At 40.8% G+C, this 18,615-nt stretch carries 16 protein-coding genes and 3 pseudogenes; all 19 read right to left on the bottom strand.

Annotated elements, in window-relative coordinates; all coding sequences use genetic code 11:
• Positions 1-11: 11 nt before the first annotated feature.
• The 19 genes and pseudogenes from IEX98_RS25295 to sigK all read right to left on the bottom strand — a co-directional run bounded on the left by IEX98_RS25295 (position 12) and on the right by sigK (position 18,558).
• The gene (locus IEX98_RS25295) at positions 12-1,994 is read right to left on the bottom strand and encodes a LamG domain-containing protein (RefSeq protein WP_188892477.1); all 1,983 of its coding nucleotides are present in this window, start codon (positions 1,992-1,994) and stop codon (positions 12-14) included.
• Between the two features lie 206 nt (positions 1,995-2,200).
• On the bottom strand, positions 2,201-3,721 hold the full coding sequence (gene gntK / locus IEX98_RS25290) for a gluconokinase (RefSeq protein ID WP_188892524.1): 1,521 nt from the start codon (positions 3,719-3,721) through the stop codon (positions 2,201-2,203).
• Positions 3,722-3,893: 172 nt separating this feature from the next.
• Positions 3,894-5,255: a GntP family permease gene (locus tag IEX98_RS25285; RefSeq protein ID WP_188892476.1), complete on the bottom strand. Its 1,362-nt coding sequence runs from the start codon at positions 5,253-5,255 to the stop codon at positions 3,894-3,896.
• Between the two features lie 338 nt (positions 5,256-5,593).
• Positions 5,594-6,007 carry a hypothetical protein gene (locus tag IEX98_RS25280; RefSeq protein WP_188892475.1) on the bottom strand — a complete coding sequence of 138 codons (414 nt, stop codon included), beginning with the start codon at positions 6,005-6,007 and terminating at the stop codon, positions 5,594-5,596.
• Between the two features lie 86 nt (positions 6,008-6,093).
• On the bottom strand, positions 6,094-6,816 hold the full coding sequence (locus tag IEX98_RS25275; RefSeq protein WP_188892474.1) for a hypothetical protein: 723 nt from the start codon (positions 6,814-6,816) through the stop codon (positions 6,094-6,096).
• A 616-nt stretch (positions 6,817-7,432) separates the two neighbouring features.
• Complete coding sequence (locus IEX98_RS25270; protein ID WP_188892473.1) at positions 7,433-8,440, bottom strand: NADP-dependent oxidoreductase; 1,008 nt, start codon at positions 8,438-8,440, stop codon at positions 7,433-7,435.
• Between the two features lie 79 nt (positions 8,441-8,519).
• Entirely contained in the window at positions 8,520-8,843 is a 324-nt protein-coding gene (locus IEX98_RS25265) for an ArsR/SmtB family transcription factor (RefSeq protein ID WP_188892472.1), read from the bottom strand.
• A gap of 317 nt (positions 8,844-9,160) precedes the next feature.
• Entirely contained in the window at positions 9,161-10,045 is an 885-nt protein-coding gene (locus IEX98_RS25260; protein WP_188892471.1) for a nicotianamine synthase family protein, read from the bottom strand.
• 88 nt (positions 10,046-10,133) lie between these two features.
• A complete protein-coding gene (locus IEX98_RS25255) occupies positions 10,134-10,583 on the bottom strand; it encodes a DUF1569 domain-containing protein (protein ID WP_188892470.1) in 450 nt (149 codons plus the stop codon).
• A 184-nt stretch (positions 10,584-10,767) separates the two neighbouring features.
• Positions 10,768-10,869 (bottom strand): annotated as a pseudogene (locus tag IEX98_RS29580) (RNA polymerase subunit sigma-70); the annotation flags it as partial.
• Positions 10,870-10,934: 65 nt separating this feature from the next.
• A complete protein-coding gene (locus tag IEX98_RS25245) occupies positions 10,935-11,537 on the bottom strand; it encodes a zeta toxin family protein (RefSeq protein ID WP_188892469.1) in 603 nt (200 codons plus the stop codon).
• A complete protein-coding gene (locus IEX98_RS25240; protein WP_188892468.1) occupies positions 11,530-11,706 on the bottom strand; it encodes a hypothetical protein in 177 nt (58 codons plus the stop codon). Before IEX98_RS25240 ends, IEX98_RS25245 begins: the two co-directional genes overlap by 8 nt.
• A gap of 342 nt (positions 11,707-12,048) precedes the next feature.
• Positions 12,049-12,424, bottom strand: a pseudogene (locus IEX98_RS25235) (sigma factor); the annotation flags it as partial.
• Between the two features lie 193 nt (positions 12,425-12,617).
• Positions 12,618-13,451 carry a hypothetical protein gene (locus IEX98_RS25230; protein WP_188892467.1) on the bottom strand — a complete coding sequence of 278 codons (834 nt, stop codon included), beginning with the start codon at positions 13,449-13,451 and terminating at the stop codon, positions 12,618-12,620.
• A 152-nt stretch (positions 13,452-13,603) separates the two neighbouring features.
• Entirely contained in the window at positions 13,604-14,167 is a 564-nt protein-coding gene (locus tag IEX98_RS25225; RefSeq protein ID WP_188892466.1) for a hypothetical protein, read from the bottom strand.
• A gap of 266 nt (positions 14,168-14,433) precedes the next feature.
• Positions 14,434-14,973 carry a hypothetical protein gene (locus IEX98_RS25220; protein ID WP_188892465.1) on the bottom strand — a complete coding sequence of 180 codons (540 nt, stop codon included), beginning with the start codon at positions 14,971-14,973 and terminating at the stop codon, positions 14,434-14,436.
• A 291-nt stretch (positions 14,974-15,264) separates the two neighbouring features.
• Entirely contained in the window at positions 15,265-16,917 is a 1,653-nt protein-coding gene (locus tag IEX98_RS25215; RefSeq protein WP_188892464.1) for a GTP-binding protein, read from the bottom strand.
• A 1-nt stretch (position 16,918) separates the two neighbouring features.
• A complete protein-coding gene (gene cysD, locus IEX98_RS25210; RefSeq protein ID WP_268237843.1) occupies positions 16,919-17,842 on the bottom strand; it encodes a sulfate adenylyltransferase subunit CysD in 924 nt (307 codons plus the stop codon).
• Between the two features lie 186 nt (positions 17,843-18,028).
• Positions 18,029-18,558: pseudogene (sigK, locus tag IEX98_RS25205) on the bottom strand (RNA polymerase sporulation sigma factor SigK).
• Positions 18,559-18,615 lie beyond the last annotated feature (57 nt).

The following is an 18,615-nucleotide window of genomic DNA, read 5'->3' as shown; positions in this document are numbered from 1 at the left end:
TAATTATCTAACTATCTTTCTACTAACAAATAATCAGATTCTCTTAATTCCCATTGCCCTACTAGATTAGGGGTTTGATCAGGCAATGTCTGATACATTCTGGATTTTATTTCATTCGATGTTAAAGCTCTATTCCAAATTTTAAGTTGTGCCAGTGAACCTTTAAAAACATAAAGATTAACATTTCCTTCCTTATATCCACCCAAGTTAATCTTTTTGCTTGTACGGACTTCCATTTTCGCAGCTCCTTGCAATGATTTTAATGTTTGACGTTCTCCATTAATGTACAACTCGACATTATTCTCATCAGGAACTCCATTGTAGAATACGGCTGCTATATGTACCCATTTATTTTTCAACTGTGCTGAAGAAGCTCCAAGTATATCGCCATTAAAAATATTAAAGCCGATATGTCCCCAAACTAAGTAAAGATCATAATGCTCAGAACTCCAAGCGAATGGCATTACCACTTCTGTTCCATCCCAGTACATCCAAAACTCAACTGTGTTTTTCCCGCCTATAGTTGTATTAACTCCGAGGACTTCTAATTCATTAATTTTTTCTCCAGAAAATTTTGTAGATCCAATTGGTTTATCTGCTAGCTTCCATTCACCAACAAGACCATTTTCGTTACCTTTTAGAATTGAATACATACTGCTGCTAATTTCTGATGAGCTTAGAGCTCTATTCCAAATTCGCAAATCGGCCAAATAACCATTAAACATATAAGAGCTTTCCATATTATATGAAAATCCACCTATATGAGCATTAGAGGAAGCTTGCACTGACCATGATTGTCCGGTGGTAAATGCTCTTAATGTCTGCTTTTTACCATTAATATATAACTCAGTATTGTTCACATCAGGGATCCCATTATAAAAAATGGCTGCAACATGTACCCATTTATTTTTCAGACTCGCCGAAGGTATCCCCAGCACATCTCCATTAAAAATATTAAATCCAAAGTAACCTCCAGAGAAATAAAGATCATATTGAGAAGACCAGGCAAACGGCATTGCTGTTTCTCTGCCGTCCCAATACATCCAAAATTCTACTGTGTTTTTACCACCGATAGAAGTAGTAATATTCAAATCAGAAAGATTGGTAACTTTATTACCTTCAATTTTTTTGGATTGTACCGGCGGATCTGTCAGCAGCCATTCACCAACTAATGTTGGGTCGCTTTTATTCACATTTCTGTACATATTCTTTTGTATAATGCTCACTTCTTGTTTTTTATTCCAAATTCTGAGATTAGAAATTTTCCCTTTGTATGAATAGTAATTACTCCCGCCTGATTTGAATCCCCCGATAAAGGCATTTGTGTCAGCTGTTGAGCTAACTGTAGGAGAAGTTCCTATAATAGCTAGACGCTGCTTTATCCCATCAATATACAATTCACAACTTTGTGCATCTGCAAGACCATTATAGAAAACTGTCGCAACATGAACCCATTTATTCACAAATGATGATGAAGGAACGCCTAAAACTTCACCATTGAATGTGTTAAACCCAAAATAACCATATTGAAAGAATAAATCATATCCCGATTTCCATGAGAATGGCATGACTCCTTCAGTACCATCCCAGTACATCCAAAACTCAACTGTATTTGCATTGCCTATCTGAGTATTTATTGCCAAGTTCGAGAGCTCGATCACATTATCTCCTGTAAAAGGAAGTGAATGCTCTGGCACTAACGAAACTAGGTTCTTTTTAAGTAAATTCCCGTTATTATCGTAAATATGTTTCATGAAATTTCCTGTTGGCAAATGAATATAATCCAACAATCCAGATTGGCCATATAAATATTTAGTTCCTAATGTAAGTGTAGTGGAATTTTGCTTCGACTGAACGTTCTTTTCTGTTTGCCGATCGTTTTGAATAACATTTTTTTCAATTTCAGGTGCTGCATATGCGGGTAAAACAGTAAACATGCTAAAAAAAACAAAAAGAGTAATTGTTGTAATCTTAATCAATAGTTTAATTTTCATTATTCTACATCCTTCATTATTATTTTACATAGTTAAACTATACAGTACCTTACAAGCTAATTTCAGTAAGAGATAATGTCGTATTATGTTGCATTATGTCGAATGAATTTAAAATCTATTAAACCATTCAGAATGTATGATTTTATTCATCAATAAAAAAACGGCAAAGCCGTTCCCTCCGGCCTGCCGCTCTACTATTTTTCCGCTTACATCCACTTCTTCTGATATTCCGCGATATGTCCGTACTCCTCGGAAAGCAGCCGCGACATCCGGACGAATATCCGGCTCAGCTCCTTATAGCGCTCAACATTTTCTTTGTTCGGCAAATGCTTATGCGAGGTGCCCATCATCGTCGAAACGACATGCAGCGAGTCAACCTCTCCTAAGCTGTACAAGCCAAGAATCGCAGCTCCCAAGCAAGAGCTTTCGAAGCTTTCCGGCACCTGTACCTCCTGATCGAAAATGTCCGCCATCATCTGGCGCCACAGCTCGGAGCGTGCGAATCCGCCTGTCGCCTGGATTTTAGTCGGATGACCGATCAGCTCCTCCAAAGCCATATAGACAGTGAAAAGGTTGAAAATCACACCTTCCAGCACAGCTCGAATCATATGCTGCTTCTTGTGATGCAGGCCAAGGCCGAAAAACGAACCCCTTGCATTAGCATCCCATAGCGGAGCCCTCTCCCCCGCCAAGTACGGGTGGAATAACAATCCATCTGCACCCGCCGGAACAAGCGAGGCAATTTCGGTCAGCAGCTCATAAGGCTCTTTGCCCAATCGGAGCGCTGTCTCCGACTCAGAGGAGCAAAGCTGATCGCGCAGCCAGCGGAAAATCATTCCCCCATTATTAACGGGGCCGCCGATTACCCACATATTCTCCGTGAGCGCATAGCAAAAAATTCTGCCTTTTGGATCCGTTACCGGACGGTCTGTTACCGTGCGAATGGCACCGCTCGTTCCTATAGTGACGGCTACCGTACCCGGATCGATGGCGTTTACGCCCAGATTGGACAAAACGCCGTCGCTCGCCCCCACCACAAAAGGAATAGAGGCCGGCAAATTCATATCGGCAGCCCATTTGGTGTCCAATCCGCGAAGCTGGTGCGTGGTCGGAACCGGTACAGACAGCTTGTCCGCTGTTACGCCTGCAACCTGCAGCGCTTCCTCATCCCATGCCAGCCGTTCCAGATTAAACAAGCCGGTGGCGGAAGCGATCGAGTAATCGATGACATATTCGTTGAACAGTTTGTAAAACACATATTCCTTGATTGAAATAAATTTATGCGTCCGGTTGAACAGCTCCGGCTCTGCATGTCTTAGCCACGTCAGCTTGGACAGCGGGGACATCGGATGGAGAGGCGTTCCCGTGCGCAAATAAATCTGATGTCCGTTCATTTCGTTTTTGATTCGCTCCGTCCAGAGTGTACTGCGGTTATCTGCCCAAGTTATGCATCGTGTCAGCGGTTGTCCGCTCCCATCCACTGCAATGACACTGTGCATAGCGGAACTGAACGAAACGCACAGAATGCTGGAAGGCTGAACGCGACTATCTGTGACGACTTGTTTGATCGTGCCGATAACAGCCCGAAATATCTCCTCAGGGTCCTGTTCCGCAACATCCGGCTTTGGTGAATATAACGGGTATTCTATGGTATGGCTTGTCAGAAGCTTGCCCAACTTATTGAAAAGGACGGATTTGGTGCTGGTCGTACCGATATCGACTCCCATTATGTATGAATCAGTCACTGCTCTTTCACTCCTGTTTGTATCAATCTTCAGGCAAGACGAGACTCGGCGTCCACGGAACTCATTGCGGAGCAGCGCTATCACCTGCCGGAGAGGGTATTTCCATTTGTTCTTCTATAAAGCTCCTCTCCGCTAGCCTATCCCATCTCTGCCTCTAGATCAAGCTGTTCAATACCAGAATAAGCGCAAGCGCAACGACTGAAATAATGGTCTCAAGGGCAGTCCAGGTGAGCAGCGTTTCCTTCACGCTCATACCGAAATACTCCTTAATAAGCCAAAAGCCCGAGTCATTCACATGCGATAAAATGAGCGAGCCGGAGCCGGTAGCCAGTACTAACAGTTCGACGCTGGTGCCAGGCATAGCCTCAGCAATTGGAGCCACAATTCCTGCGGCCGTCATCATCGATACGGTGGCTGAGCCTGTCGCAATACGAATCATCGCCGCAATTCCCCAACCGAGCAGTATGGGAGAGACGTTGGAGGAGGTTGCCAGATCGGCAATGTAATCGCCAATGCCGGAATCGAGCAGCACTCGATTGAACGCACCCCCTGCGCCGATAACGAGAAGAATAGTCGCTGTAGGTGCCAAGCAATCATTCGTAAATTTCAATACCTTGTCCCGGCTGATTCCTCTAAAATAACCTAAACTGAAAAAGGAATACACCGTAGCGATCAGCAGCGCAACGACAGGATCGCCGACAAACTTGGCCGCCAGAAATAGAGCGTCGTCTTTAGAGAGCGTACCGCTTTCGAGAAAAACGTCCGCAAACGTCGCAATCAGCATCAAGAATACCGGAATCAGAATCGTAATCAATGTATTGGCGAAGCCCGGAAGCTGCTTCGTATCCGCATTTTCGGTTAAATGTTCGCCCATTCCCTTCGGGACCTCTTTATGTATGCGGCTGCCGATCCAATTGCCGTACAACGGGCCAGCGACAATAGCAGTTGGTAAACCGACGATGACGGCATATAAAATCGTCAGGCCGATATCCGCATTAAATATGCCGACAGCTGCCATCGCTGCAGGATGCGGTGGAACAAGGCCATGAACGACAGACAAGCCAGCTACGAGGGGAACGCCTATTTTCACCAGTGAGAGTCCAGTTTGCCTGGATATCGTGAACAGAAGCGGAATTAGCAATACGAAGCCAACCTGAAAAAAAACCGGAATGCCGACGATAAATGCGACGCACATCATCGCCCAATGAACTCTGCGTTCACCGAACAAGCCGATGAGCGTTTTGGCAATCCGCTCTGCTCCGCCCGACTCGGCCATCATTTTGCCCAGCATGGTGCCTAATGCCAAGACAATTGCCAGAAATCCAAGCGTATTGCCCATCCCTGTCTTGATGGAATCGATAATGCCCGGCTGATCCTCTGTAGCCAAGATCGGCATGCCAGCGGCGAGTCCCGCTCCAATTGCTGTAATAATCAACGCGACGAAGGGATTAAGCTTTGCAACCGTAATAAGCAATAGCAGCACAACGATAGCTGCAAGTACGATGAATAACAACATAGTGTGTGAACCTCCTGATTTATTTGTAAGCCGGATGTATTTGAAGTCTATACCAAATACGACAATTTCGCGGTTTAGTGATAAACAACGATAAGGGGAACCAAACCTTCGACCTACCTATTATTACCTGAAGATCCGACAGATATTTGCCAAAATTAAGTGAGCATAGACAAAAAAACACACCGGAAATCGGTGTGCTCTTATTATTGTTTGCTTATATAGACTATTTTTTGGAAAGGAAATATCCCGGCCCCTTGTTTCTGACTCACATAGTCACCGTAGTTCGAAACCGTCAAATTGATACTCTCACCTTGAACATCGAAATCTATGTAACAAACTTATTTGCTTATCTGAATGTTTCCATGGAAATACCTTTCATCCATATAAACCTCCATCTTCTTCATTTTATATACAAACCATGTGCGTTTATGAATTTCCTTCTTCAAAAGGACTTTAGCAAAATGCGTACGTCTAAAAGGAAATTTATCTGAACGAACAAAGCTCATCTTCTGAATCTCCCTTCCGTTTGATACAACCACATTATGTTGTTCAAAATCGATACCATCTGTTGAAATTCCATATTTCATTAAATTTTCATCATCTGAATTAGCAGCCATAAACCACCATGTACCCGTTAAATCAATACTAGAATCTATGCTCACTGGTTCTTCTAATGTTATTAAATTACTATTTTCAACATAGAAATAACCAATAATAGAAACCATTAATAGACAAAGAGCCAGTAAAATCATTATAACTTTTCTAATAACAAGCCCCCCTGTTACTTATTCTTGTTTCCTCTTCAGTCTATTTCTAATCTATCATTTTTCTCGATTCATTATCCCTTGCTCCATAATTTGTTCTCAGTTAGAAAGTGATCGTTAAGCTCGCTATATGTAATTTCAAATTCTGCATGGTCTCCAAGTGCATGTGGTACGTTAAAGCTTATGCCTAGCGAATCTTTCGTAAAATAAGTGAATACGCTTAATTCATTCGTATCGCTTATTACGTCAGACTGATTGAAGAATGCAATCAGTTGCTCGTTAGAATAGCTGCTTAATTCCTCCCTTGCTTCTTCCTCAACAACTAATTCAGAATCATACGGAACATACTTCGCTCCTCGCAACAACGCAATAAACTCATCATCTATTCTCACGATGTCCTTCAAGACTATCTTTTTCTCTTTCGTTAAATCTAGATTCGTTGTAACGAAAATACTTCTAGGATACGCTCCACCCTTTACATAGCTTGATCCTGTATAAGCAACACTGATTAATTTATCCCCCAATAGCTTGGAAAAATAATCAGCATCCAACTCGTTCGATTGTTCATTTCCACCAAAGTAATCTACTATTTGCATGGCATCACTCTTCAAAACTTCATTCAACTTTTCAGTCTGTTCTGGTCTATCCAGATTCGTAATTTCAGGATAATGAATGGCAGCTTGTTGGTTCGAAAAACTCACTTTATTTATCATGGGAACCACTGAGGACAAATCCTGCGTATTGCTCCCGCAAGCACAAAGCAATACGATCATTAAAAAAGCCAAAGTCACTTTCATATACTAAATCTCCTTTTGATTGATTTGAATCTGCCAATAAAATATGGGGAACACAAGAACCACATGGCTTCATTATACGCGTTCAGTCATATAGTTTTTACTATTATTTGAAAGTCCCTCAATCTTCCTAGAATCGCCAATTTTAATAGAAAGCATATATTACTAGAAGCTGATATAAGGGAGGAACTATCATGCTCAAAAAAGTCAAAAAGCACCGTAAATCTGGCATTTCGATCTCTATATATCAGTCTTGTATACTCATCCGTAAAATGGGATTACAGAGTCTATAAAAAAATACCCATAGAAAGAACACTTTTTTCAAGTGCTCTTTCTATAGGTAATGATTGGTTATCGATAAGCCAATCTGTCCGTCACCGCCGTATTGCTTATCATTGATAAAATGATATAACGTTAATCGACTCTCGCCAACCTCTTGAAGAAATGTGTAATTTATTACTTTACTATCACAATAGTATAGCTATACATAAAAGTGATATTGTACAACTGCAAACTTAATAGTGAATTGTTATCTGATTAAGAATAAGAGAGCCCGCAATTCGCGTATTAGCGAACTACGGGCTTATATGCATTAAAATCTCATTGTCGATACAACGAGCTATCTTTCCTTAATTCTAACAACCACCTTCCCTTTCGCACTGCCACCCTCCAAATAATGAAGCGCCAGCGCGGCATCTTTAAAATCAAACACCTTATCAATGACAGGTTTAATTTGACCCTTTTCGATAAATTCGCTGATTATCTTTAATTGCGCGCCGCTTGGTTTCATAAAGAGGAAGTGATAGGTCGTTCCGCTTTTCTTCTCAAGAGCTGTAATTTTACGGCTAACGATGGATAAAAGGAATGTCTTTAGCCAGCCTATTTTTGCTTCTTTTCCGAATCTTGCGTTTGGCAAGCCGGACACCGATACGATTTTCCCGTTTGGTTTCAGTACTTGAAAAGATTTTTTCAATACTGTACCGCCTAACGTATCATACACAGCATCGTATCCAGACAGCAATTCTTCGAAATTTTCTTTCCGATAATTAACGATTTGATCAGCACCAAGTGATTGGACTAAATCATAGCCTTTATCGCTGGCAGTTGTCGCTACGTAAGCTCCCATCAATTTAGCAAGCTGGATGGCAAACGTGCCTACGCCTCCTGATCCGGCGTGAATTAATATTTTTTGGCCTTTTTGGAGCTTCATGATATCGTGAAAAGCTTGATAAGTCGTAAGTCCAACCAGCGGTATCGATGCCGCTTCTTCGAAGCTTAGGTTCCGAGGCTTCAGCGCAATATCCTCTTCATGAATAGCAATATATTCGGCTAATGTCCCGATTCTGCCTTTGCGGGGTCTGCCGTAAACTTCATCTCCTGGCTTAAACGCACTTACCCTCTCACCAACCTCGACTACAACTCCGGCAAAATCATTTCCTAAAATTAATGGCAGCTCGTACTTTAGCAGAAATTTTGCTTTTCCCTCTTTGATTTTAAAGTCGATAGGATTTAAGCTTGCTGCATAAATTTCGACCAACACATCATGTTCTCCGATAGTGGGCATTGGCTTTTCAGACATTGTTAAAGGAACATTTTTTCCGTATTTCTCAATGATCATGGCCTTCATGACAATCACTCCATTTATGATTATTCGTTTAAACATATAAACCAAATGAAGAAAAAATATTCTTCTTAGTCATTACTGCTTAAGAAGAACTGTTACACTGGGCTTCAATGGCTGCAATTAATAATTTAAGCTGTTCAAGTGGTTTGCGCAGCGTTAATGTATAGTGATTTTCTACGCTCTTTTTTTCATAGCTCACATAGCCTGACTGCTTTAAAACCTTCAAATGATGGGAGATGGCAGGTCTGGACAAATTTATTTGCTCCGCTATAGCATTAACATTAAGTCCCGCTTTATGCTGTGCAAGCAATAAAATGATGGCTTGACGTTTTTCATCAGTCAGCACTTCCAGCAGCGGAATACTTTCCTTGAATTGTTGCACAATATGCTCCGTACTCTCGCTCATATTCCGCCCCCTCTCGTTCATTTGTTTAATCACATAAACCTATTATAACCAACTTATTATTAAAATCAAGCACGAGCCATTGTGTGAAATCAATGCACTTTATTAGTGCCTTCACTTGGTTCAGCACCCATACCTGTTGTTTGACTACAATCATTTCCGATATGCCGTCAACCTGCTCCGTTAATTGTTTCATTGCTTGTGCCTTTTCCTTCTGAATTTGACTCAAAGCTTCATCCTTTAACAACACCGTTTCATTTTTGGCGATTTGAACTTAAAAAACAACCACACGGAGTATACACTCTCATGTGGTCGTCTTATCAGTTCGTATTGGTCACACGTTCAAGAAACAAAGTGGAGTTGATGACCAGATTTTCTACAGGGTACGTTCGTCCTGCAATCTGCCAGCCCATTTCATTCAACTGCGACTCATCCACTGCTTCATACATGATCTGCCGCATCCCCTCTGCCGTACGAACAGCTACTAATGGAGCGGATGAAGTGCTGCTAATTTGCCTCAGTACAGCCCGCTTGTTTCGGACGAGACTAGCCACAAAGATCCGGCTATAAGAGCTATAATCGAACTCGGATCCATTCTCCATTACAACCTTAACTTTATTCGCTAAACCTAAATGCTCAAGTAAGGTACAGGAGGCATCATAAGCCACAGCATCTATTTCCAGGCAGATAACCTCCACATTACCGAGCAGGTGCAGAATAATAGGACTTAACGGCATTGGCCCGCTGCCTACGAAAACAACGGGCGACTTCCCTATATGGGGATTCTGTTGAATGATCTGACGCAGTATGGACAGTTCCTGGCTAACCAGAGCCATGTAAATGTTCCAATTCGGCAACCTTGTCACACGATCCAAGCCGGGAACTTCGGACTTGCAAAAGTGACGGCAATCGCTTATCTCAGTTAGAAATTCAGCTTCTGACAACTTGTTTTGCAAGCTTCGCTGGTTCAATTGAATATACGCATGGCTTAGAACAGCTTGTACTTCCTCAGGTAAATAGCTGGATCGCAGCTGAAGTGAAAGATGGCTAATTATGCTTTTAACTAATGAATTATCAGGAGACAGATCTGATTCCGTCTGAAGAAGCTCATTTGCTTGCCGGATAAAAGCGATAAAATCTTCAATCCTTTGCATACTCAGCGCGTTACCTGTATATAAAGCAGAACCAGTCGAATAAGCCTCCACTTTCCCAACTCCTTCATCAATCTTCATCCGATTTCTTACTACGAAATATATTCATAAGATCATGGATGTAGAAGGATATTGGGGTCACTTAAACGCCAAACTGCTTTAAATGATGATCCAAGTGCTTATAGATACAGATGCCCCACTGCTCGCTTGTGAGCTTACCAAAGAAAGGATGGGGATAAGTCGTACACCTCTCTGGTCCATTTCGCTGAAATACGTCTGTTTTTTGTTTCAGTAATTCTTTTTCCTTTTCAAAATCTCTTTTGTCTGCAATTAAAATGGTCGGAATTGTTGACATATTGCGAGGTAATGGCTTGTCATTATAAACAATCGATTTCGCAAACCCTCCAACAACGACCCCTAACCAGCTTCTCTTTGGGAAAGTAACACCGGAGGCAATGTCCTGGAATGCAGAGCAGTGCGCCAGCATTTGAGCAACATTCATCTTTCCCCAATGAGGCTCTGAATGAGCGTCCAGCTTATTGATACGAGCTAAAATTTCATTCGTATGTTTGCGGTCAAATATATTTTTCATCCTTTGCCGTCCCCTCTTCTAGAAACTCTAAAAATGTGAGATGAGAAACGGCTTAGCAGGTCATCTGGCTTTTCAGTCGAGTTTGTCATGATTGCAGATTAACATTTTGACAGCTTGATATCAAATGACAAGGATAAATAAACATTTATATGGGCAAGCACAGCCAAAAAAAAGCTGAGAGATTAAGCGATCTTAAATGCATAAGTATTTCATTCTCGATACAACGAGCCGCGAACGTTGCCAGCTTCATGCCTTTTCCGGTGTTATCGAATTTTTTGACAATGTACACATGAAACGATGTAATTACAAAAAAATAAACCATTCACTGTCAAAAGACAATGATTGGTTTATTCAACTTGTAGCTATTCTTCTTTTCAATTGGAGTTCAATACTTCGTATCCAATCCGGCAGTAATTTTTCATAATATTTTATTGTCGCTCGATTAGCTTCCAATATAATTTCGCCTTCAGTGCTGCTATTGTCAATAACAATTAATTGATCAATTAGATCCAAGTGTTCAAGTAGATTTTCCAACGATGTCTGATGACGTCTTAGAATGTCAGCGGTTTCAATATGATGACCACCATTTCGAACTCGAGCTGCAACACGTTCAATGTTTAGACGAACATCACCAAGTCCCACATAAAACATAATGATTTCAAATCCATTTGCTTTCGCATCACGCATCTGACGAATAACATTGCCACCTGCGAGTGTGGTTTCAACTGTAAAGTCTCTACGGTACGCTATACATTCCCTAACTAACTTGATTGCATCTTTACCAGCTGAAATTTTACGCCGATCAGGATTTTCACTGTCAATTCTTCGAGCCAAGGCATCAGGGTCGATATTTACACTTACACCAAGTCGATCTACAATAAGATTTCTGATTGTACTTTTGCCGCTTCCGTTGTTACCGGCAAATACAAACATTGTTGCGGTTGGTTCATTCATGTTTAGAGCCTTGTTCATGCATACGCTCTATTTCTCCACTGCTGTATTCCTTAAAAAACTCACCTTCACGTGTCTTATATACAATGTAGGTACCATTTGCTTTTGCATCCAACTTGGCTCTGTCTCCAGTTAATTTAATAAACTTACTTAAATCTTGAATTCGATTCAAACCTCTCACCATCCAATCGCAATCATATACCGAAAGTATAACATATCTAAATTGTAATGTTCGAGTGTGATACAGCTTTATCAGCACCTGTAACTCAACTTAGTATTCTATTTCTTCATGTTTGTTTCAAAATCAATCCCGTGACTTTACTGCGTGGTACTGTAAGATCATGATGCACAATGTACACCTTGCAAATAGAATCCTCCCACACGAAACAACATTAAATTTTGTACAAGTATACTAGAAAGAAAGAACTTCTACGATTTCCCCAATATTTGTCTATATTCTATTAACAGAAATTCCTGTTAAGTTGAATAAGTACCATCTCAACAGGGGATTCCCTTAGTTATTTCTTTTCGCCTTATAAAATTCACGATACAATTTCATCAGCGCCCACTTCTCAACCCGCTAATCCCGAGTTCATTCGCAATCTTCAGCTGCACACGGTCCACGACATCATCGGCTTCCGTGCCAAGGATATCGATCAACGTGATCTCGTTCCCCTCTTTATCCGTACCAATTGGATCATGCAAGGAAACATTCTTGCGCGTCTTCTTCAGTGACCTCAAGTGCATAAGTATTTCGTTCTCGATACAACGCGCCGCGAACGTCGCGAGCTTCGTGACTTTCCCCGTCTGGAAGCTCTCAATCGCTTAATCCATCCAATAGTGCCGGTAGAGATCAGATCATCGAGGTCTTCTCCGGTGTTGTCGAATTTTGTGTTACTGTAAAAAAGAAACGATGTTTCTAAGATTTTTTTGAGTTTTCCCTTCTCTGTCTGACATGGTTGTATTCACAACCCTCACTGGCCCGGATCCACCGAACTTATCCAATACAAAGTTGTCCGGATCGCCCGATGCATGAATAAGGTGTTAGATGAAGAGAATGTCTTCAAAGAGACTTTCATAAAATTAAAATTTTTCATGCATCCAACTGTCTAATAAGTTTATCTTACTTATCTCTAAAATTTCACTTTTTTCCTCATTACTTAATGCACTTGCAAGTTTCTTTCTTAAGAAGAGATATTCTTTTACAATAGAAGATAGAAACAGGATTCCAATTTCTATAGAAATAAACGCTAATCCGACATTATCAAGGTGGTCTCTCACGTACACGTTAGAATAGTTATTTAATCCAAATGGATACGAATGAACAGAATTGGACAACAGGTTATACACACCTGATTCTTGTTTCTTAGTTATTGGAGTAATACTTTTACTTATTCTTTCAAATAGGAATGCATGTTTTCCTTTTAATATCTCTCTCTTCTGAACCTCCGAAAGAGTGCTAAACACAGTGCTACTTTCTAGATACAATTTAATAGTAGATTGAACAAAGTCAGTACTAAACAAACCATTTTTCGGAGGGATTCCAAGTCGATCAATTATTCTATCTTGTGTCATTGAACTATGATAACTAGCAAGATACATTCGAAAGTTGAATTCTTCTTCTGTAATATTCCTCTCACAAAAATAATTAAATACGTGATGAATCTCAATTAAGTTTCTAGTTAAACTTGCAATTGAACTTACATCAAGATATTTATATCTCTCCTCGTCATTATTAGAAGGTATTAATTTCGAAATGCTAATAGCATTGAGTAATGATTTCTCAAAAACCAACTGTGCATAATAAGTTCGTAAAGAAGTTGTTGAACTGACAATAGTTTGATTTTTATTTGATATCTTTTTTATTATTTCTAATAATTTTAGAAATTCACTTATTCGAAATTTCACTTCACTCATTTAAACATCCCTTTCATCTAACAACTGGCATTAACGAACCCCAGAGCTTTAGATAGCTCTTATCTTAGCCGATGCAGGGTTGTATACTGAATCTACTACCCCAAAACACCGTTAGTAGACTGAGATTTGCAGTTCGATGGGTGAATGGGGTGTTAGCTGATGGTCACAACTTCACGACAAACTAGCAAAATCTCTAGTATCTTTGATCCTAATTTATTTTTTTCTATTTTATACTTTTCCCATTTGTCATTTGATTTTACTGGATTTGCTGTAATCCTATAAAATGATTTATATGTGTCTCCAGCTTTCTTTAAAAATGCATTGGATTCAAATTCTATTGATGGTACAAGCCAAATAGTCTCAACTTCTAAACTAATCTGATTAAAATAAAGAAATACAATGTAAAAATTGATATGGGAATTAAACGTGTTAATTCCAACGTTTTGAATGAATTTTCCTTTAGAATTTAATGTGTATCTGCTTTTTACTTGAATAAACAAAGGATTAAACTTCCCTTTTGGATTTACTATAATATCAATACCATCATCATCTGAGTTTGGCATATAACAAGTTAATTGTCCCCTTGAACCAAGAGTAATCAATTCTACAACCCTGTTCTCAGTTATATTTCCTTTTTGTTTGGAACTAATAAAATTATCATTTATAATTTCATTCTCCAGATCATTAATTGCTTCAATCTTATCAATATTTTTCAAAAATAATCACTCCATATTTATTAATTTTCGGGGACTTTCAGCTAACGTTGTTGTGTTCATGAAGTCGATCCCTTTAGCTTGTTCTAATCTTAGGGGATTCGGAAGTTACCTCTCTTCATTAACTAATCTTAAATAAGCTCTCTTCCGGTACTCCGTTTTGTTTAATAATCAATTTATATTCTTTATTCTTATCTTCTAATTTAACTAATTCATTATTTACTTTGAAGGAAATTGTATGATTCGATGCCTTTTTGAATAAATTAGTGTCATTCTTTTTTCAACGATCGAATTAATAATTCAATAGAGACTGATATTAAGAACACAGTAAAAATTACTACTCCAAAAACCTTCATTAAAATAATATCTGTCTCTCGTATTCCTATATATCCTGTTTCTGTACCCAATTCTTCCACAAAAGTGTGTTTATTCCTATCTAATTCAACAATCTTATATATGATTCCACTTTCATTAATTTCACTACATTCAATAGCAGAAATATCAAATTCGACATATTTGAAAATAATTCCCCATAACGTTCTTAATCGCCCATCTTCTCCAACGTATTGTGCTCCCCATTCTTGATCATCTTCACCTATAGTCATAAATCCTGTTGGCACATTTTCTATCCTCACCTGATTAACTCTAATGTTGCTATTACAATAACTAGTTAAATAATTCTCTAAAGCTACCCGTATTTCTTTTTCCATCTTCCCTTGTTCATACCAGTCAGCAAGCATGCGGAAACCGCCTATCAAGTAAGGCAACAATAATATAAGAACTATTATTAATGATACTTTTATTTTCATAAGTCCTCCATTCTTTGCACTTTTTTATCTAACTTTGTTATGTTCACGACTTCCGCCGACCTATACGCCGGGCGAGATGCGCTTAATAAGTGCAGATGTGCCTTGATGCTTCCTTCTGCCTGACTTAGGGGCTTGTCCCCAATGCCTGACTCTCATCATTCCGAGATGCCCATATACTCACGCCCCACCCTTTCATTATATCATTAACCTAATTATGGAAAGAAAAGAAAAAGAGCACTGCATTAACACAGTGCTCTCAAAGTCTATTAAGTCCTTAGGACTTCTATATTTTTATATGGAATAACTATCTTGAATGAGAGTCTTCACGACACGCTTCACGACATCTTGTGCTGCTTCCTCAATCGAAGCAGCAACTTCGATTGGCAAAAAGGCTTGACCAATTATGTCATGCGCAATGGCTTGTTCATTGTCGTTCGTAGAACCGGCAGGTACCAATGCAATAAGTCCTGCATCGTTTAGCAAGGTGGCATAAGCCGCGATTTGCTGCACAGATTCTCCTGATCTATTATCGATCAACATCGTGTGGTAGCCTCTCGCTACCAACCGTTTCTCGATTTCCTTCGCAAGAGCCAAGTTGTCCAGAACGGAACTAGTAAGCCATAGCGTTAATGGCTGCTGTCCTTTTTGCTGGGCACGAGCATCTCTAGTGATTTCCGTATCGATCCGGACGACGTTGTCAGAACTTTGAAGAGCTTCGTCAATGACGCCGCAAGCGGATGTCATATTCGTTACGCGATCGATGAGAATAAATCCACCGATGCTTTTATTTTTTTCAAACGAGTCAAAAACAATACCATCCGATAATGAAAATTCACATTTAGCCATTTCATTCTTAACTACATGATCAGCTGTAACCGTGTTGCCTGTATTAACATCGATTTTGTAATTAATTGCTGTCACAGTACCTGGAAGAACCTTCGTACCTACCTTCACCAAAACATCTTTGCCCGGCGTCAGGACAGAATCATCCATCCAAAGTATCGTAGCGCTAAAGCTGTCAGCCTCTTTGAGCTGATTGTCCTTCGTAAACACACAACCTCGTGAAACGTCGACTTCCCGATCTAATTGAATAGTCACAGGTTGTCCGGCATGAGCCGAATTCCTATCTTGGTCTGTTACTAAGATTCTTTTAACCTTCGCCTTCTCACGGCTAGGCAGAGTTATCAGTTCATCGCCAACTGCGATTCTGCCGGCTTCAATCTGGCCTTGGAATCCGCGGAATGTGTGATCCGGTCGGCATACCCGCTGAATAGGCATCATGAATGGCTTCACGTCGTCGCTTGTATGAACATCAACACTCTCCAAATACGGCAGCAAAGCAAGACCCTTGTACCAAGGTGTATTGGGCGATTTCGCCGTAATGTTATCCCCTTCTGTTGCAGAAACAGGGATCACCTGAATGCTCTCAAACCGGAATTCAGTGGTGATGCGAGAGAATTCTTCTTTGATTTCAGCAAATTTAACCGTATCAAAATCCACCAAATCCATTTTGTTTACCGCCAAAACCAGATGTTTAATCCCCATGAGGGCACAAATCCGGGTATGGCGCTTCGTTTGAGTAATAATCCCTTTGGTTGCGTCCACAAGAATAACGGCAAGATCAGCAAAGGATGCGCCTACGGCCATGTTACGTGTATATTCTTCGTGCCCCGGGGTGTCCGCAACAATGAACGAACGGTGATCCGTCGTAAAATATCGATAAGCCACATCAATCGTAATCCCCTGCTCACGTTCCGCAATCAGCCCGTCAAGAAGCAAGGAGTAGTCAATTTTGCCGCCACGGCTGCCCAACCTGCTGTCTAGCTCGAGCGCTCTCTCCTGATCGGCGAACAGAAGCTTAGCCTCATAAAGCATATGTCCAATCAAGGTGGATTTGCCGTCATCTACACTTCCACAAGTAATAAATTTAAGCAGACTCTTCATCTTAGAAATAGCCCTCCCGTTTACGTCTTTCCATGCTTCCCGCTTCTTCTTGGTCGATAACCCTTGTTGTCCGTTCGGATGATACCGCACCAAGTGTTTCTTCGATGATAGTATCCAGCGAGTCCGCTTCTGACAGGGCGCCGCCAGTCAGAGGATAGCAGCCTAAAGTGCGAAACCGCATCTTCAACATTTCAATCTTCTCACCTGGCTCAAGCCTCATACGCTCATCATCCGCCATGATGATCTGTCCATCGCGATTGACGACTGGTCTTTCTTTCGCAAAGTAGAGGGGGACAATATCAATGTTCTCTCTGCGAATGTATTGCCAAATATCTTTTTCCGTCCAGTTGGAAATCGGGAATACGCGTATGCTTTCACCCTTATTAATTCTGGTGTTGAAAAGCTTCCACATTTCCGGCCGCTGATTTTTCGGATCCCAGGCATGATTCTTATTACGGAATGAGAAAATCCGCTCCTTCGCACGTGATTTTTCTTCATCACGTCTTCCGCCGCCAAAAGCAGCTGTAAATCCGTATTTGTCCAAGCCTTGCTTCAATGCTTGGGTTTTCATAATATCTGTATATGCGGAACCATGATCGAATGGGTTGATCCCTTGCTCAATCCCTTCCTGATTGGAGTGAACAAGCATTTCGATTCCGAATTCTTTCGCCTTGCGGTCGCGGAATTCAATCATCTCTTTGAACTTCCACGTCGTATCAATATGCAGGAAAGGAAACGGCGGCTTCTCCGGATAAAATGCTTTCAGCGCCAAATGCAGCATCACAGAGCTATCCTTACCGATCGAGTACAACATCACGGGATTTTCACATTCCGCCGCTACTTCTCGAATAATATAAATCGCTTCAGCCTCGAGTTGATCCAGATGTGTTGCTGCATCTATGGAATCAAGCATCAATTTGTCCATGAAAAAGTGCCTCCCTTTAATCCTTACTAAATCTATAGACTATATTCTATATCATATATCGTATCAGATTTTTACTTTTATGCAAAGTGAAATAAAGTATTTTCTTTTATTTAAGATTGTACAGGCAAAAAAAAGGCGGATCGAGTGATCATCTCGAATGCGTCCTTTTTCTTCAATAGTATAAGGTTACTTCTTCGCCTTATAAAACTCATGATACAGCTTCATCAGCGCCCGCTTCTCAATCCTCGACACGTAGCTGCGGCTGATCCCCAGCTCCTTCGCGATTTCCCGCTGTGTCCGCTCATCCCCGCCATGATCCAGGCCGAACCGGCCGCGGATCACTTCCTGTTCCCGATCGTCAAGTATATCCAGATTGCGGTAGATTTTGCTTTTCTCGATCTTAAGCTGTACCCGGTCTACGACATCATCGGCTTCCGTGCCAAGGATATCGATCAGTGTGATCTCGTTCCCCTCTTTGTCCGTACCAATAGGATCATGCAAGGAAACATCCTTGCGTGTCTTCTTCAGCGACCTCAAATGCATAAGTATTTCGTTCTCGATACAACGCTCCGCGAATGTCGCGAGCTTTGTGCCTTTTCCCGTTTGGAAACTCTCGATAGCTTGATAAGACCGATCGTGCCGATGGAGATCAAATCCTGGAGGTCTTCACCGGTATTGTCGAATTTTTTGACATTGTGAACATGAAACGATGTAATCGTTAATCAAAAATTCATAGTCTGAGAATTGATGTTTCGGTCGACTTTGCCAATGCA

The sequence above is a fragment of the Paenibacillus radicis (ex Gao et al. 2016) genome (assembly GCF_014641555.1).
Classification (GTDB): domain Bacteria; phylum Bacillota; class Bacilli; order Paenibacillales; family Paenibacillaceae; genus Pristimantibacillus; species Pristimantibacillus radicis.
Note: the sequence above shows the minus strand (reverse complement) of the source record. Positions and strands in the feature narration are given on the sequence as shown.

What these genes read in the sequence shown, in the direction of transcription:
- IEX98_RS25230 (WP_188892467.1), bottom strand. Translation starts at nt 13,451, where the DNA reads ATGAGTGAAGTGAAATTTCGAATAAGTGAATTTCTAAAATTATTAGAA.
- IEX98_RS25265 (WP_188892472.1), bottom strand. Translation starts at nt 8,843, where the DNA reads ATGAGCGAGAGTACGGAGCATATTGTGCAACAATTCAAGGAAAGTATT.
- IEX98_RS25215 (WP_188892464.1), bottom strand. Translation starts at nt 16,917, where the DNA reads ATGAAGAGTCTGCTTAAATTTATTACTTGTGGAAGTGTAGATGACGGC.
- IEX98_RS25245 (WP_188892469.1), bottom strand. Translation starts at nt 11,537, where the DNA reads ATGAATGAACCAACCGCAACAATGTTTGTATTTGCCGGTAACAACGGA.
- IEX98_RS25275 (WP_188892474.1), bottom strand. Translation starts at nt 6,816, where the DNA reads ATGAAAGTGACTTTGGCTTTTTTAATGATCGTATTGCTTTGTGCTTGC.
- cysD (WP_268237843.1), bottom strand. Translation starts at nt 17,842, where the DNA reads ATGGACAAATTGATGCTTGATTCCATAGATGCAGCAACACATCTGGAT.
- IEX98_RS25220 (WP_188892465.1), bottom strand. Translation starts at nt 14,973, where the DNA reads ATGAAAATAAAAGTATCATTAATAATAGTTCTTATATTATTGTTGCCT.
- IEX98_RS25270 (WP_188892473.1), bottom strand. Translation starts at nt 8,440, where the DNA reads ATGAAGGCCATGATCATTGAGAAATACGGAAAAAATGTTCCTTTAACA.
- IEX98_RS25295 (WP_188892477.1), bottom strand. Translation starts at nt 1,994, where the DNA reads ATGAAAATTAAACTATTGATTAAGATTACAACAATTACTCTTTTTGTT.
- IEX98_RS25285 (WP_188892476.1), bottom strand. Translation starts at nt 5,255, where the DNA reads ATGTTGTTATTCATCGTACTTGCAGCTATCGTTGTGCTGCTATTGCTT.
- IEX98_RS25280 (WP_188892475.1), bottom strand. Translation starts at nt 6,007, where the DNA reads ATGATTTTACTGGCTCTTTGTCTATTAATGGTTTCTATTATTGGTTAT.
- gntK (WP_188892524.1), bottom strand. Translation starts at nt 3,721, where the DNA reads ATGGGAGTCGATATCGGTACGACCAGCACCAAATCCGTCCTTTTCAAT.
- IEX98_RS25255 (WP_188892470.1), bottom strand. Translation starts at nt 10,583, where the DNA reads ATGAAAAATATATTTGACCGCAAACATACGAATGAAATTTTAGCTCGT.